The sequence below is a fragment of the Verrucomicrobiota bacterium genome, assembly GCA_039192515.1.
Taxonomy (GTDB): Bacteria; Verrucomicrobiota; Verrucomicrobiia; order Methylacidiphilales; family JBCCWR01; genus JBCCWR01.
In genome coordinates this window covers 24,845-42,142 of record JBCCXA010000032.1, presented here as the reverse complement: position 1 = coordinate 42,142, position 17,298 = coordinate 24,845, and the positions used below count along the sequence as shown (strand labels likewise).

Sequence of the window (17,298 nt, the reverse complement as noted above, 5' to 3'; positions counted from 1 at the left end):
ATGTCTTTAGCTAAGTTGTTTCGTGATAGATGTAGTTTAGATTAATGAAAAAGAAAACCATAGTATTCACATTAGCTGCTTGTTTTGTATTGAGTATCTCTTTTGTTTGGGCTATGTGGTCGCCGGAAGATTATACCGTCCATGTACAAGTAGTAGATGAAGAGGAATCTCCTATTGAAGGGGTTGAGCGTGCTATCAAAAATTAGGATTCCATTTAGAATGCGTATTCAAGAGGGTTTTAGAAATGCAGTAAAATTAAGATGGCTCCGCAATGCTTACGATTAAGTGGAATATGAACCATTCTGCATTTGAGGATGAGGTAATTTACATGAGTAGGCAGAAAGATGCCGGCTTTGAGAAAAGAAATTCTCAAATGATAGTTCTTTGAAATATTGAAATAATGATTAGGCGGCCTGCCGGTAATAGTAATTGAGCAAACCGCCAAGACGAGAGGTCTTTTTGATTTCGCCTTGCTTTTGACTGATATGATCCTTGGGAAAAGGAATGACATTGTTAATTCCCTGATGATTACGTTCTGTGTTGTAAAAAGCTTCGTATTCCCGCAGGGCACGAATCAAAGACCTTTCCCCAAGTAAGAGCAAGTGATCTAAGCATTCGGATTTAATACTCAAAACAAACCTTTCGGCAAAAGCATTGAGGTTCGGTGAACGCATTGGGAGTCGGATAGGTTCAAAATCAATGTCAGCAAAAACCTTACCGAAGGCATCCGAATATTTGGAGTCGCGATCATGAATGATGAAGCCTTTGTTATCCAGAAACGCATCTTGAGAAGAAATATTTCTGGCCTGTTGAAGCATCCAATCTTCATTGGGTTTTTCGGTAGCACTCGCAATGATGACCTTTCGCGTATGGATATGAATAAAGAAGAGAATGTAGTACGTCTTAATGCCTGAAAATTCCCAGATATCCTTGGTAAACAAATCGGTGGCCCAAACGTGAGGATGCATTTTTAGAAACTGATGCCAAAAAGAAGATAGTTTGCGTTCAGGAGATGGTGGGACATTGGCTTTGCTAAGAATGTTGCCAATACTTTGGTGCGATATAGTAAAGCCCAGGTTTGCAAGAACACCGACAATCCTTTCATAGCCCCAAGAAGTATTTTCCTTGGCTATTGAGATAACAAGCTTGCAGATTTTATGGGGAATGCCAGGTCTTCCTACAGATTTACTTGAAACAGGAGTCTCTTTTTTAAGAACGAAGCGACGGATAGAAATGTTGAGTAATATAGCTTACAAACATTTCTCCGCCCATTGCGCCATCAACAAGTAATGGTGCAGTCAGTGCGTTATATATTAATGCCGCCAAAAACGTGAGGCTATTCCAATGACCGTATGGAACCTGGTCATGACAACGTTCTCCTGGCAATGCCCTTCCATAGAGACGAGTCATTTGGGTATTACACCAGTCTCATCTAGAAAAATAAGTTTCTGGTTGTTCCATATAAGCAGATCCCATTTCTATTGTTGGCGTTTGGCTTCTATATCGGCACGTCCACGTTCGCTGGCTCGAAACGTTTTTTTAAAGCTATAGCCCATTTTATATGCTTGAAGTTTACTTTGAAGATGGCCTCCCGGTTGTTTATAATAAATTTCTCCCTTTTGTTTATACCTTTTTCAATAATTTTTTCTCTTAAATCTTTACTATAAGCTTTCATCCCTAAGTTTATAATTCTTCATACTCATAATCTACAGCTTGTTGTTATTTAATTCAAAAATGCTCTAATCTAATAGACAAGAGGCTATATGAAAAATCTGACTTTATTATTCATGAAATTCATTGGTAGTAAAATAGGAGAAAGCTTTATCATACCTTGATAAATAAATGATTATGGATTTATATGAGTATTAATTAAGGGCATCAGTGACTATTATTTAGTAGTTTTCTAAGCGCGGCGTCAACATTCTCATCGGAAAGGTTAGAGACTTCAGTATCTACACGGTCGACTCGCTGGATTTTTTGCTCTATGAGGAGTGAGGGCTCTAGTGAAGTGAGAAGTTGCACTTGATCAGCCGGTGTCAACGCATTGAAGAGGTTAGTAATGGTGAGATTGGGGTAGCCTTCATTTCTCAGTAAGCTCAGTAATTGGATAGCTTGGAGTGAGTTTCCTCCGAGTTGGAAAAAGTTATCATGGAGACCAACTTTTTCTACACCGAGTAGCTGCTCCCAATGTGCAGCGACAGTTTTTTCAAGTGTAGTTTGAGGTGAAACATAGTTTTCCTGATTTGAGCCTAAGGGAGCAGGCAGGGCTTTATGGTTCACCTTTCCATTTGGTGATAAAGGGATTTTAGATATAATTTGGAAATGGCGTGGCACCATATATTCGGGGAGTTTTGAAGTTAGGTCGGATTGAATTTTCTCTATGAAAGAAGAACTACTTCCGGATTCTATAGACATCCACTTTTTAGACCAAGATGGTTCAATGACTCCACCAATTAAACTATGAACACATAGTTGATCTTTAGAAAGGTCGAGACTTTCTTGAAGTTTGATAAAGCTGGGTTCATTTGCCGGACAAAAACCAATATTCAAAGTATGCGCTTTTTCCATCAAAAGCTGGCTTAAGTAGCCCGCTTCCAAATGAGCAAAATCTCGGGCACGATCTCCATAGCTTTCTTGAATTTTTGCGATATCAGCAATAAGAAAAAGGTAAAAAGCACTTTCTTGAGCTACATCTTGGTTGATTTTAAAGAGGTCATCAGGACTAGATGTATTGTTGGGTTTGGTGTGTAGAAGTTGATGCTGAATTGGATCATACTCGTACCATCCAGAACGAACGCCAGTAACACGGCTTTCCTTTAAAAAGAGATAGCTTTTGACGGCATAGAGGCTGCCAGCGGATGGATAAAGGTACTTGGGAAAAGGTGCGTTATTTACAGGGGTGGCTTTTAGAGCACTTAGTAAGTCAGCGAGCGTTTCGAGCTCTATTGTATCATCCAAAAATCGTCGATGGCTTTGACGGGTAAATAACTGAGAATTATCTTTAGAGTCGGGGAGTGCTACTCTAGGTCTGTTGTCGTTTGTAGGGTGTGGTGATGTTTTGGCAGAGAGTTTTGTTAAGGAGCTGGTGGTGGTATTTGTTTTAGGTATGATATAGGCAACAAGTTCTGGTGGTTTTGTTTCAGTAGCAATCACGGTAGCTTTATTAAGGGCGGGATGGCTTTGAAGGCAGGCTTCGATTTCACCAAGTTCAATTCGGTATCCATTAATTTTGATTTGAGAATCTTCACGTCCAAGAAATTCTAGGCAATACTCTGTTGGTTTAGAAGGATTGGGTCTTAGTCGCCCCCAGTCCCCAGTACGGTAGAGGTATTGACTATTAGAGGTGCCTTTATCAAACGGATTAGCAACAAAGCGTTCTGCAGATAGTTCGGGACGATTCCAGTAACCCAGTGCAATACCTTTGCCTCCTATATATAGTTCCCCTGGCACCCAGGGCGGGCGGGGCGCTCCATTTTCATCCAGAACATACCAGGTTTGATTATCCATTGGCTTCCCATAGGGAATACTAGGCCAGGAAAGAATAGGTTCTTTAATAGGGTAGATGATAGACCAAATGGAAGCTTCTGTTGCACCACCTAAGCTAAAGAGTTCAGCCTTAGGGAATTGTTCATGAAGAATAGTGGGGAGTTTTACAGGAATCCAGTCTCCACTCATGAGTACTGCTCTAATAGGGGAGCTAAGTGAAATATCATTAGTTTTCTTTTGCGAAATAGTCTCTTGAACAAAAAGCTGTGCGAGAGCTGGAACAGAATTCCAGATGGTAACTTGGTCTTGATTGCATCGTTCATACCAATATTTGGGATCTTCAGATCGTAAGGCGTCAGTGCCCATAACAATGGCGGCTCCAGATATAAGTGCCCCAAATAAATCATAAACAGAAAGGTCAAAGTTGAGTGCAGAAATACTATAAATGCGATCACTCGGTTGAATTTTGAGTCTTTGATTAATATCAGTAATGGTATTGAGTGCCCCACGGTGATCGATCATGACTCCTTTTGGCATACCCGTAGACCCAGAGGTGTAGATGACATAAGCAAGGTCATTTTGCTTTTGAATAGATTTTGGAATGGTTAGGGTTACATTTAAAGGTGTGTTTAGCTTTAGCTCTATTTGAGTTACTTCGCTGGGAAAATGATTTGGCTTATTTTCGGATACGATAACAATTTTGGCTTCGGTATCTTCTATGAGCTCTTTTTGTCTTGCAGTAGGAAGGCTTGGGCTGATCGGAACATAAGCTGCTCCAGCAGTTAAGATACCCAAACAGGCGACGACTTGCTCCCATCCCTTGTGGGTAGATATTGCAATGAGATCATTTGTCTTAACATTAAGTTTTAATAATTGTTCTGAGAGTTGAATGCTTCTTTTGGCGATTTCTTCGTAGCTGAGATTTTCTGAATCCGTAAGAATAGCAGGAGCGTTAGGCTTTTTGAGTGCTTGTTCATAAAACTGCGTATGTAACAAAGCTTGAGGCTTAACAGAGATACAAGTTTCAGAAATAGCATTAAGTTTTTCATATGTAGCAAGAGATGAGAGAAGGGGTTGCTTATTCCAGCATTCTGGATGCTTAGCAAGGTCTACAATAAAGTGCTCATATGTTTTAAACATCTCATCTAAAACGCCATCAGGCCATAGTTCTTCTATGACATCCCAATTGATGACAAGATGGCCGTCTATTTCAGAAACTTGATGATCAAGATAAACTTGAGAAGTTTGACTGACTCCATAAACGAATGTTGCACTCCAATCATTCTCAGGTTTCTTAACAGAAAGTTGCCCTAAGGTGCTAGTGAAGACAACAGGCATGAGAGCTCCCCCATTTGATGAGAGCTCTTTACTCATTTCTCGGATGATTTTAACACCACTGACAGAGCGGTGTTCTAATGCCTGCCATAAAGTTGACTGTACTCGAGTTGCTCGTTCGGCAAAAGTTCCGCCACCGCGCTGGTCACAGTCAATCAATGTTGAAGAAGTGAAGTCACCTACTATAGAATTAATGTCTTCATGTACCTGAGGTCGGTTGAAAAGGGTTAGGTTGATTGTGAAAGCAGGATGTCGACTCCAATTACCTAGGATTTCTGAAAAAGCTGCAAGTATAATAGCTGATGGTGTTAGCCCGCTGGATTGTCCCTCTTGTTGAAGCTTTTGCCAGAGGCTAGGTGAGAGTTTAAAGTTTCTTCTTCTAACCTTAGGGAGTGTTAGTTCGCGTGGGTTTTTAATGAGTGGAAGCTCAGGCGCTGGAGGAAGTGTCTTAATTTTTTCTTTCCAAAAAGCCCAGTCTCTTCGAGCGATTGCGTCATTAGCCCAAGCTTTTTCGGCAATGACATAATCACGGAAGCTTAATGAAAGTGGTAAGAGCTGAAGGTTCATAATAAGTTGAACTATTTCTTTGCCGAGAATTTGTAAACTCCATGCGTCCCCCAAGAGAACATCGAAACTGCAAAGATACCGAGTCGTATGGGGTGAAATTTCTATTGCCTCTAGATGGAAAAGCGGCCATTGATTTGTAGCAAAGACTTGGTGGGATAAGGCTTCACGACGAGCCATGATGGTTTCTTCTGTTTTTTCTGGGCTAATCGATGTCTTGTTAATTTTGTAATATGGAACTTCTTCAAGAATGCGTTGTTGTCCATCAGTTTCAACTATGACGCGGAGCATATCATGTCGTTTGATTAGTTGATTAAAAAAAGTTTCAATTTTCTCGTGAGGAATCCCTTTGAGATTAATTTCTCGATAGCCATGTGTTCCGATATTCCCTAGCTCGAAAGCTCCATGACGCCCGAGCCAATAAGCTTGTTGGATATCTGTAAGAGGAAATGGCTGATGACGGCTTTGGGAATCTGTTTTGATCTCAAATTGCTCTGCTGCAGGTAGTGCATCATTGGTTTCCTGGATCATTTTAGAAATAGCTTCAATAGTAGGATTCTGGAAAAGGTCACGCAGTGGAACGCTGACTTTAAAATGGCTCTCCATTTTTGAGACAAGCTGAATAGCTAAAAGGGAATGTCCGCCAAGTAAAAAGAAACTGTCATGAATACCGATTTTTTCTTTTTGAAGAAGATTCTGCCATAGCTCAACAAGTTGATGCTGGGTATCATTTATCGGAGGCTCATACGTGTTTTGGCTTTTTGGGTTATTAGGTTGAGGAAGTGCTTCTTTATTGACCTTGCCATTTGGAAGCCTTGGAATTTCTTCAAGTGTATGCCAAAGGGTTGGAATCATAGCTGAGGGTAATTGATCGCTTAAGTATTGATGCAACTTCTCGTGAGTAGGAATGGTTTTTCCTTCCTCTCCCACTAAGTAAGCTAATAAAAGAGTCTCGCGTTTATTGCGATAAGGCATAACTACTGCATCAAGAATATTTGTGTGAGAGCGAAGGCGTGTTTCAATTTCTCCGGCCTCAATACGAAAGCCTCTCACTTTAAATTGATAATCAATACGTCCGAGGAATTCAATTTCTCCTCGCTCATTACGACGGGCTCGATCGCCTGTTCTGTATAGGCGACTAGGTTGAGAGGAGATGGGATTAGGAATAAAACTTGTTTCTGTAAGCTCTTCCCGGTTTAGATATCCTCTAGCTAGGCCATCACCTCCTAGGTATAGTTCTCCTGAAAGACCATTTGGTTGAATACGTTGATGTTCATCAAGAATATAAGCTACCGTATTATCAATTGGGTATCCGATTGTGATGATTTCTTTCTGTGAATCAAATTCACCTCTTAGCATAGATACCCATGTAGAATAGGTGGTGTCTTCAGAAGGTCCGTACAAGTTGTCGACACGCTGAATACCCAACTTGTGTAGATCATCAACCAGGTCAGAGGGCAGAGCTTCACCTGCTAGATTGACATTTGTGATGGACTTAGGCAGTTCGTATTCTGCTAATAGACTTCTGAGTAGGCTTGGGACCGTATTGATCAAAGTCACTTTATCTTGGGCTGGGAGCTTAGGAAGGGAAAAGAGAGTGTCGGCTACTATGATTGATCCACCAGTTGTCAGAGGGACAAAGATTTCAAAAATAGAGAGATCAAAACAGATAGATGTAGAGGCTAGAACACCTTGTAGTTCATTGTCTGTATAGTAATCCCTTGCCCAACGAATAAGAGTCGTTGCAGCTTGGTGCTCAATAGCAACTCCTTTAGGTTTTCCGGTCGATCCGGAGGTATAAATAAGATAGGCGAGTGATTTAGTTGAAGGTTTTTTTGAGGTACTTGTATCATCATTGAGTGTTTGTTTTCTCCGCTTTAATACAAGGCCGTTAGAGGATTGGTGATAAATTGCTGCGCAGTTCGAATCCTCAATAATTAAATCTAGCCGTTCTTGTGGATAATCAGGATCGAGAGGGACATAGGCTAAGTCTGCTTTCAAAATTCCAAGTAGTACAGATACTAGTTCGATAGATTTTTTAACACAAATGCCAATACGAGATTCCGGACTAAGTTTAAGAGCTTCAATTTCCTTAGCTCTAGCATCAGCTAGCACATTTAGCTCTTGGTAGTTAATGGACTTATAACCATCGTAGATAGCTATGTTATGAGGAGTTGTATGAACTTGTTTCTCAAATAAGTGATGCAATGTCTCTTGTGAGGTAGCAACTTGTCTGCCAAAACTACTTTTAAGAATGTCCTTTTGCTCTGTAGAGGAGAGTATGTCAAATTTGGTGAGTGGATGATGTGGGTTAGCGACGATGTGGCCCATCATGTTGATAAAGTGCTGGCCCATACGTTGAATTGTTGCTTCTTCAAATAGAGATGTTCGGTATTCGATTTGACCGGAAATACATTCATCGTCTTCTTGAAGATTGAATCGGAGATCATATTTGGCACTTTTATCAATTGTTGGAAAGCTTTCAAGGGTGAGCTCTCCCAATTGTTTCTCAGTAATGGGAATCTGTTTCAGGTCAAATTTGACCTGAAACAGAGGGATTAACTGATTGACATCTCGTTCTGGGTTTATTGCTTCAACTAATTTTTCGAAGGGTAGATCTTGATGAGAAAGAGCCCCTTGAACATTTTCTTGAACCTGTTTAAGAACTTCGAGAAAGGTTAATTCAGAGGATAGTTGGGTTCGGATAACTAGAGTATTTACCAAAAGGCCAATTAGGCCAAAGCTCTCATTGCGGTCACGATTGGCTACCTCACTTCCAACAACAAGGTCAGTCGCGTCAGTATAGCGATTGAGAAAAACCTTGAAGCATGCCAAGAGGAAAGTGAAGAGACTGACTTGTGATTGATTCGCTAATTGCTTAATTTTTCCAGACAGCCCTGAACCTAAAGTAATGGGAAGGTGATTTCCTTCGGTTGTTAGAGTTTGTTTTTTACTTCTAAAAGGGAGTCCTAGCTGGGGGGCTGATCCTTCTAGTTGTTGTTTCCAGTATGCCAATTGTTTTTCTGCAAGGCCCTCCGAGAGTTTTTTTCTTTGCCAAAGAGCCCAGTCTGGATATTGAATTTGTAAGGATGGCAGAGTATTGCGATCGGCGACTGTATAATAAGTAAGCAGCTCACGCATAAATACAGTGACCGACCAACGATCACAAATAATATGATGCGTAACAAATGCTAGGATATGATCTTTAGGGTTAAGGGAAAAAAGGTAAAAACGAAGTGGTGGATAGGTTAAATCGAAAGGTGTGTTTTGTGACGCTTCAATTTGTTGTTTAGCATATTCTTCGGGGTTAGAAGTTTCTGTGAGATTCTCTTTTTTGAGTGAGAAAAAATCCCCGGAGTGGATTTTTTGTACAGGAAGTCCTTCACTATTCTTGTGAAAGCTAGTTCTTAAAGACTCATGACGATTTACGATTTGAGTTAAGGCAAATTCAAGTTTGATAAGATCTAGTGATCCATGTAATCGGACAGCACTACTAATATTATAAGCTGTATTTTCAGTGTCAAACTGTTGAACAAACCATAGTCTTTCTTGAGCGGGTGATAAGAATAGTTCTTCATTTGGTCCACGTCTTTGGATAGAATCAGGCTTTGAAATTTGCAAACCCTTTTCACGCATGCGCTTCTCAAATAATGCTCTTTGCTCAGGCGAAAGTTGATTTAGTTTTTCGTATACGGAGCTCATCAGTCTTTTTCCTGTATTTGAGCTTTTGCTTCTTCGGGAGTGAGTTGCTCAATTTCTTCAAGTAGCTTTGCCATATCATCGAGTTGATCATTCGCTGGTAAGTCTTCTTTTAGAACAGCTGCTATACTAGCTGGAGTTGGGTTATCAGAAACTAAGTGGCGCAGTTCAATCTCAACAGGGAAGCTTTGTCGCAGTTTTCCAATAATTTGGATGGCAAGAAGTGAATGGCCTCCCAAAGCAAAAAAGTTATCTTCAACACCTATCCCTCTGACTCCCAAAAACTCTTCCCAGATTGTGACAATTGTTTTTTCAACTTCGTCTCGAGGTGCCACATATTTATTCGGTAAATCAGGCCTTTTATGGTGGCTTGTTTTTCCTGCTCCAGCATGATCTTTTGCTTGAGGTTCAGGCTGCACCCATTGAGCTAAGCGTGATGCAAGAGGAGAAGTTGTTGCAATAAAAGTTCCGGCGATCCTTTGGTCTAAAATAGTCTGTGTCAGCTTCCAAGCTTCATTTTGAGACATAGTATTGACATGATCTGCAGCAAAAGCTTGCGATGTGTCTTCGATGGATGACTCATCTTCAATTCTATCCCAGTTAATACTTATCCATGGGATTTTCGAAGTTTGATTTTTGAAAGCAACCCATCGGTCTAATTCATCATTGGCTGAAGCATAAGCACCAAGTCCAATGCCACCCAAAACAGATGACATAGAAGTTTGGACACAGACAAAACTGGGTTGACTGTTCTCTATTAATGGAGCGATTGTTTGAAAGAGATCGCGTTTAACAAATCTGTTATATTTCCAGTGAGACTCTGAGAGTAGTGCGATGGGGGATGCTGATTTTTCGTTAGTTGTGGGTGTACACAAAAAGACTCCGTATGGACTGCCGTGCTCTTGTATTGCTGCTTCCCATGATTCATCGAAAGAGGCTAGTGAAGTTGTTGTCGCGAGTTGAGCTTGCTTAGTCCAGCGTTGCATTAGCTCTAGCTCGGGATTAGTATTGAGTAGTACGACTTTTGTATGAGAAGACGCACATAAGTTTCTACTCCATATTTGACCTAGTTCTGAGGTGAAATCTCCGGCAATGAAATAGGTTTTATTTTCTTCAAGTATACTTTCGGAATCAATGGCTTCGAAGCTTTCGTAAGTGAGTTCAAACTGTGCTTTGCCACGCAATGCAATGCAGTGAGCTAGTTTTTTCTGACGGAGTTGATGAACCAAGGTGTTGACAAGATGAGAACTGTATTGATCAGCTGTTATATCAATGGTGCGGCATCCTAAGAGAGGAAATTCCTGGCCTATTACTAAACCAAGAGCTCTAATACTTGAGTCATTGGGACGATGGACTTCATTGCCCAGAACATTTTCTGCTCCTTCGGTAATGAGGTGGAGCTGAATAAGTGCTTTGATAGATTCGGCTAGGGCAATAGAGAGATCTTTGAGTGCATGTGTTTCACTCCAAAAATAGACAACCTGTTGGGGGAATGTTTCTCTTTCACTGAGTTCATTTAAAAGTTTGGAGAAGCTTTGTTTATCATTAGGATTTAATATAAAGCGTCGGAATCCGGTGGAGGCAAATTGATCACCTTTTTGAACAACAAAAACATCATCGCCTGAACTTTCTAACAAAGAGGGAATAGAATTGGAGAGCTTATTTTCGGATGCGAAAATGAGCCACCGCTGACGTTTCCCAGGTTGTGTGTCAAATTTCTTGAGAGGTACACGTTTCCAGGAAGGTACATAAATTCGAGTATCTCCTTGGTGAAAATCTGTGTGAATTTGTTTGGATGATAATGCGCTATAGAGGTTTAGTTGTGGAGGAATAAAAAATCTTTGGCGTTCAAAGGGATAGCTAGGTAACTCAATGCGATAAGAGCTTTGAGTGTTTTGTCGAATTGATGTCCAATCGATGACAACACCTGCTTCCCAAAGCGAGGCTGCAAGTGCTGGAGGTGTTGTTGTGGAATCTAATGAGATTTTATAGCTTTTTTTCTGCTGAAATATAAAGTTGATCGATGTTGCAGTTGAGCTTAGCTCAAGGAACAGGGGTTCTTTATATTCTAGAATTTGACTAGCTGCTTTATTAAAGTTAACAGGCTCAATTAGTTGATTGGCCCAGTAATGGGGACTAGTTACTTCTTCATCAGTTAGCCATTCACCTGTTTTACTAGAGACTATGGGAATTCTGAGGCTATTAAATTCAAAATTCTGTAGTTCATTGAGAAGTGCAGTGGCCGCTGGTTGCATGAACCTTGTGTGAAAGGCTCCTTTGCTTTTTAGCTTTCGAAACGGAACGCTTTTTTCTTTTAGCTTTAGGCTGAATGATTCAATGGAATCTATGGGACCAGATACATTAATCCAGGTAGGGGCATTATGGGCAGATAGAATGACTTGTTCATTAAGTAAGGCTTTAATTTTATCTGGCGTGCTTGCTATCGCGAGCATGGCGCCAGGAGTTGCAGAGTCCATAAGTTGACTTCTTCGAATTGTAAGTTTTATTGCACTTTCCAAAGAGAATGTGCCAGCGATACAGGCGGCTGTAATTTCCCCAAAGCTATGTCCTAGAAGGGCTGTAGGTTTAGCTCCGAAGTGGAGAATAAGCTGTGATAAAGCGTATTGTTGGATAAAGAGGGCTAAGCATTCTTGTTCAATTTCACCAAGATCTGTAGAGCACAAAGATTCAGCAATGCTCTGACATTTTTTCTTGGCATTTTGGTATATAGAATGTTCTTTTAGTGATTCAGAAAAACCGCCAAGAGGCGTGCCTTGTCCAGGGAAAATAAGGACTAGTGAAGGGTTATCCAAAGCGATGGTAGGGTCGACAGATGAATTAAGTTTTTTTAGCGCATCAGAGTTACAATTGCTATGGACACAATCACGATACGCGAACGCTCTACGACCTTCTTGCAAGGTGTAAGCAATTTCTTCGAGCTCTAGGTTATCATTTTTTTTCAAGAAATCTGCGAGATTAGTTTTTGCTTGTTTTAAGGCGGACTCAGATTTAGCAGAGACTGGAAGTAAGAAAGTTTTATCTAATTGATCATTTGAGCTGTCACTGAGAATTTTGTTTGGAGCTTCTTCGAGAATCATATGACAATTTGTGCCTCCGATTCCAAATGAACTGATACCTGCTCGTTTGAGGTTATCATTCGTCCATTCCCTGAGTGAGTTATTCACAAAAAAGGGTGAATTTGTAAAATCAATTTCGGGATTCGATTCTTTATAGTGTAGGCTGGCGGGTATCTTGTTATGTTTTAATGAAAGGACCGTCTTAATAAATCCCGCAACTCCTGCTGCTGCATCAAGGTGTCCTATATTTGTTTTAACAGAACCAATAGAGCAAAATTGTTTTTGATCTGTTTGTAGTCGGTAAGCTTGTGTGAGTGCTTCTATTTCAATCGGGTCTCCCATGGAAGTGCCCGTTCCGTGAGCTTCCAAATAGGTGATAGTATCAGCAGGCACTTCTGCAGAAGCTAGTGCATTAGATATAGCCGCAGATTGGCTTTCGATTTGAGGGGCTGTATAACTGACTTTATTAGCTCCATCATTGGTTACAGCAGATCCTTTAATAATTGCCTGAATATTGTCCTTGTCTTGGATTGCATCTTCAAGTCTTTTAAGAACGACAACGCCTACTCCGTTTCCACCGACAGTTCCCTTGGCTTTTGCATCAAAGGCTCTGCAATGTCCATCCGGCGAGTGAATGCTACCTTGTTGGGCTCGATAACCAATCTGTTTGGATAGCGAGATTCCTCCGGCTAGTGCAAAGTCACATTCTCCGCTAAGTAGTGACTGACAAGCAGTATGAATAGCTACGAGGGAAGAAGAACAAGCTGTTTGGATACTCATGCTGGGTCCTCTAAGGTTGAGTTTGTAAGAAACCCTAGTTGCTAGAAAATCTTTGTCGTTGCTGACAAACATTTCATAAGGTGTAGTTGAGTGGTGAATTTCTGAGTTAGTGTAAAGATTGAGGAGATATGTATTCATTCCGGCTCCAGCAAAAACACCAATAGGTCTGGATTCGCGATTAGAGTCATATCCTGCATTCTCGAGAGCTTGCCAGCAGCATTCCAAAAAGAGCCGCTGTTGGGGATCTAGAATTTCTGCTTCCTTTGGGCTATAATTGAAAAATTGATGGTCAAAGTAGTCAGGCTCTTCGAGAATCCCTCCTCTTTTTATGTAGTTGGGATCAGAAAGATCTTTTTCGGAAACACCCTGTTCTTTAAGATATTCATTACTTAAATCAGTAATGGATTCTTTGTTGTGCACTAGGTTTTTCCAGAAGGCCTCAATATTTGGAGCTCCAGGAAAGCGTCCAGCCATCCCGATCACAGCGATTTCTAGACCAGTTGTTTGACTCGTATTGTTGTTCATACTTTTACAGTTGGTTGTTGAGAAGGTCTTTGAGTACGGCGTTGTTTTAAGCGCAGTTTGCCAGCGCTTAGTGCATCTTGCCGGTCTTGGATCATATTACTCGATTCATTGAGTTGTGAGAGGTGATTTGCCAGAGAATGCAGCGTTGGGTAATTAAAGAAATCGGTAATGGCTAATTCAATGCCGAGCTTCTCTCGGATTTCACTTCTAGCTCTGAGAACGAGTAAAGAATGTCCCCCAATTTCGAAAAAATTATCATGGATGTTAGGCGAGTCGATCTGTAGAATCCTATACCAAATTGTGGCGAGTTGTTTTTCAACCTGAGTGCGAGGAGGTGTTTTTTTATTGCTTTTAGAGAGAATTTCCAGTTTTTCCAAAGCTCTACGATCAATCTTTTTATTAGGCGTTAGTGGAAAGCTTTCAATCGGATGATAGACAGTTGGAAGCATATAAGTTGGCAGTTTTTCTAAAAGATAGTTTCGTAGTTCTTGATTTAGTTCTTGCCCATGAAAAGAAATCTTGGTCTTAATTGCAGCCAATAATCTTGCTTCTGGAGTTCCTTTGTGTTGCAAAACAACTATAGCTTGGTCAATAGATGGATGGCTTTGCAGGGCGACTTCGATTTCAGCTAATTCAATTCGATGTCCACGGAGTTTGATTTGACCGTCTGTTCTGCCTAAAAATTCCAAAGTTCCATCTGCATGATAACGGGCTAGGTCACCGGTTTGATAAAGGCGAGTGAATTCTCCATTAACGTCAATTGAGCGGTATCTCTCTTGGTTGAGATCATGTCTGTTGTGATAACCGGGGCTTAGGCCTAGACCTCCAATAAAAATTTCACCTGTCACGCCAGTTGGAACATGTTTGTGCTTGGAGTCCAGCAAATAAAAGCTGGTATTATTTAGAGGAGCTCCAATAGGGACGAAGTCGTTGGCTAGGTTTTCGTCATTAAGCTGTAAAGCACCTGACCATATAGTGGTTTCGGTTGGTCCATACACATTCCATATAGATGCTCCAGTAGCGCATAATTTCTTTGCGAGGGTTAAATCTAGAGGCTCTCCGCCACAAAGAATTGTGAACTCACTTGGCTTATTACTAGGAAGCATTTTGGACCAATGCGGAAGAATGGTCTGCCAACCAGAAGGAGTAGATTGAAGTGTATCGATGTTGTGCTTTTGGATTAACTCAACGAGCTTTTCACCATCTAGGACTTCTTCCTTACTGGCTATGATGACAGTTCCTCCGGTAGTTAGTGGTAGTAGAAGTTCAAGCACGGCTATGTCAAAAGCAATGGTGGTTACTGCTAAGCAACGGCGCTGAGCACTAAAATCCAGCCGCTTCTGCATAGACACTAAAAAATTAGCCAAATTTAGGTGAGAGATTTTTACGCCTTTAGGTTTACCAGTTGTTCCACTGGTATAAATGGTGTAGGCAAGTGATTGAAGGTCGTTATGAGGTAAATCAAGAGGTTGATTTTTTGATGTTTGAGATAGGTCTATTAGAGATAGGTTGATGAGGTTTGTTCCATTGTCCGAAAGAATAGATTTCGACTCATGATTGACAATAAGGACTTTCATGTTGCAATCCTCTCTAATCATTTCTAGACGAGCTTTGGGGTGAGATGGGTCCAAAGGGATGTAGTATGCTCCAATACGGAACGTTGCTAGAAGAGCTATAACTATCTCAAGCGAACGAGGTAAAAGAATTCCTACGGGGTCCCCTTCTTTGATGCCTAGTGAATGAAGGTATTGGGCTAGACAATCAACACGTTGTGTAAGTTCAGAGTAGCTTATGGATTCATCTTGGAAGATCAGAGCCTTTTTTTCAGGGTAACTCTGAGTCTGTTGCATGAATGCGGCATTTGTGTTTATTAGACTATGTTTTTCTAGTCTCGGTCCAATACTTTGAACTGGGGGTTGAAAAGTGGGAAGGAGGTTTTTAATTTCGCTGGTGTAGGTTTCTAATTTTGCGATAGAGCGGAGGATGGAGAGATAGCTATCTAGGAATGCTCTTATCTCTGTCTTAGAAAAATGATTTTTAGGGAAAAGAAGACGTAGCTCTAGGCTTTCTCCCGCTATAGCATAGAGGCTTAAGGGGTAATTGGTTTGCTCTGACAGGATGACATCCGAAAAGGCAAGAGAGGGATCATTTTTGAGCCGAGAATTAAGAAGAGGGTAATTTTCAAAGACAACGACGCTATTAAAAAGAGGCTGATCTTTAGGTGATTGGCTTAGAGCCCTTACTTTGGCAAGAGGTGTTGATTCAAAAGGTTGTTGCTCTAGTTGTTGCGATTGCAAGGTTCTGAGCCAATCGAATAATGATGCGTTTTGATCGACTTGAGTTCGAATGGGTAGGGTGGTAATGAAGAGTCCAACCCCGTGTTCGTATTCAGGCAATTCTGGAGGCCTTCCTGAGCGGGCGAGTCCAAAGATGATATCTTTTTGGTCGCCGTATTGTGAAAGTAAGAGTGCCCATGCGCCTTGGATGATAGTGCTTAGGGTGAGATGTTGTTTTCGAGCATGCGCTGAAAGTTTTTTTGTAAGAGTTTTGTCAAGAGATTGCTCTAGTTTGGAAACACCTATTGATGAGTCTTCGTTCTGTTTTAAACCTAGTCGGGTAGCTTCATAAGCACCGGATAGTAGCTTTTTCCAATAGTCTTCCGACTTAGATTGGTCATAGTTTTTGAGCCAGCTAATATATTTTTTAAATGAGGGTGGAGAGGATAGTTGCAATTTGGTTCCAGAAAGGATGGATTTATAAATTAGAGTCCAATCTTTAAGAAGAAGAGGTAGAGACCAACCGTCGAGTATTAGGTGGTGATAGCTCCAAACTAAATGATAAAAATTTGTTTGGAGCTTCATCAGGGTGAGTCTCATCAGAGGGGCCCGGGTGAGTGTGAAGCCTGATTTTCGATCAGATTCTTTCCAATCTTGGTATAAACTCCAATTTTCTAAATGACCGGGAGCTCCTGCAAGTGAGTACGCATTTTGCCAATCGAGTTCTTCGAATGGAATCCTAGCTGTTTTGCCAACTACTTGTAGAGGGGCTTCTACTTTTTCCCATACAAAGGCAGTTCTAAGCGTCTGGTGTTGCTGGACTAGTAATTGCCAGGCTTCTTTTAAGACACTAACTTTGATAGCTCCCCTAATAGAAAAACCGGCTTGAACAATGTAGACCCCTGAACCTTGCTCTGCGATGCTGTGAAAAAGCATGCCTTGCTGTGTTGGAGACAGCGGGTAGAGGTCTTCAATGGAGTCTGGTAGTACTTTTTTCAATTTTGGTGAATAGGGCACCCTGATATTTTTTTGGGTGCTATAATGTTACTGCGGTTGCGGAGGTACATATCTAGAATATCAATGGCTGAGTTATTTTCTGTGCGAATGCTTCCGTTTTCACTTCCTACGAACCGTTTACAGACAGCTCGATGGGAGTTAGCGAGAAATTCGTAGGCTTTGTAAAAGTCTCGATGGTACGGGTGAAGTTCTTGAGGAAGATTTTTGAAAAAAGGTCGAAGCTCATACCAAAGCCGAACAAGCGCAGAATGATCACGGGACATTAGACCACTAAAATTATCATTGGGCATTTGAGGTGCCTGCATAGTAGGCCTTACCTCTTTTTCATATTCGGCTTTTGAAAATTGCCCCGCCATTTCCATGGAAGCTCCGGATGCTCGAAGGAGAGAAACAGCGGTTTTAAATTCGATTTTTGCTTCTTCAATTTGATTTGCTTGCAGTGCGTTTTTTAAGCGGCGCAAGCAAACCAATAGTCCCTGGGTATTGATAAAAAATAACCAGTGAAATTGTTTCCATAATGTTAAGGCGGGCGTACTCAC

At 41.1% G+C, this 17,298-nt stretch carries 6 protein-coding genes and 1 pseudogene; 1 reads left to right on the top strand and 6 read right to left on the bottom strand.

Features of this window, described 5'->3' with window-relative positions; translation table 11 throughout:
- Positions 1-44 precede the first annotated feature (44 nt).
- The gene (locus tag AAGA18_12715) at positions 45-206 is read left to right on the top strand and encodes a hypothetical protein (protein ID MEM9446200.1); all 162 of its coding nucleotides are present in this window, start codon (positions 45-47) and stop codon (positions 204-206) included.
- Positions 207-404: 198 nt separating this feature from the next.
- On the opposite strand, the gene AAGA18_12710 is transcribed toward AAGA18_12715, so the two are convergent.
- From AAGA18_12710 to AAGA18_12685, 6 genes and pseudogenes are all read right to left on the bottom strand, one after another.
- Positions 405-968 (bottom strand): integrase core domain-containing protein, encoded by a 564-nt coding sequence (locus AAGA18_12710; GenBank protein ID MEM9446199.1) that lies wholly within the window; start codon positions 966-968, stop codon positions 405-407.
- Between the two features lie 361 nt (positions 969-1,329).
- Positions 1,330-1,448: pseudogene (locus AAGA18_12705) on the bottom strand (IS630 family transposase).
- A gap of 430 nt (positions 1,449-1,878) precedes the next feature.
- A complete protein-coding gene (locus AAGA18_12700; GenBank protein ID MEM9446198.1) occupies positions 1,879-9,087 on the bottom strand; it encodes an amino acid adenylation domain-containing protein in 7,209 nt (2,402 codons plus the stop codon).
- Positions 9,087-13,466, bottom strand: a complete 4,380-nt coding sequence (locus AAGA18_12695; protein ID MEM9446197.1) for a beta-ketoacyl synthase N-terminal-like domain-containing protein — start codon at positions 13,464-13,466, stop codon at positions 9,087-9,089. Before AAGA18_12695 ends, AAGA18_12700 begins: the two co-directional genes overlap by 1 nt.
- Positions 13,463-16,741, bottom strand: a complete 3,279-nt coding sequence (locus AAGA18_12690; protein MEM9446196.1) for an amino acid adenylation domain-containing protein — start codon at positions 16,739-16,741, stop codon at positions 13,463-13,465. The genes AAGA18_12695 and AAGA18_12690 overlap by 4 nt, the downstream gene beginning before the upstream one ends.
- Positions 16,738-17,298, bottom strand: coding sequence for a siderophore biosynthesis protein (locus AAGA18_12685; GenBank protein MEM9446195.1), 561 nt, complete (start codon positions 17,296-17,298; stop codon positions 16,738-16,740). Before AAGA18_12685 ends, AAGA18_12690 begins: the two co-directional genes overlap by 4 nt.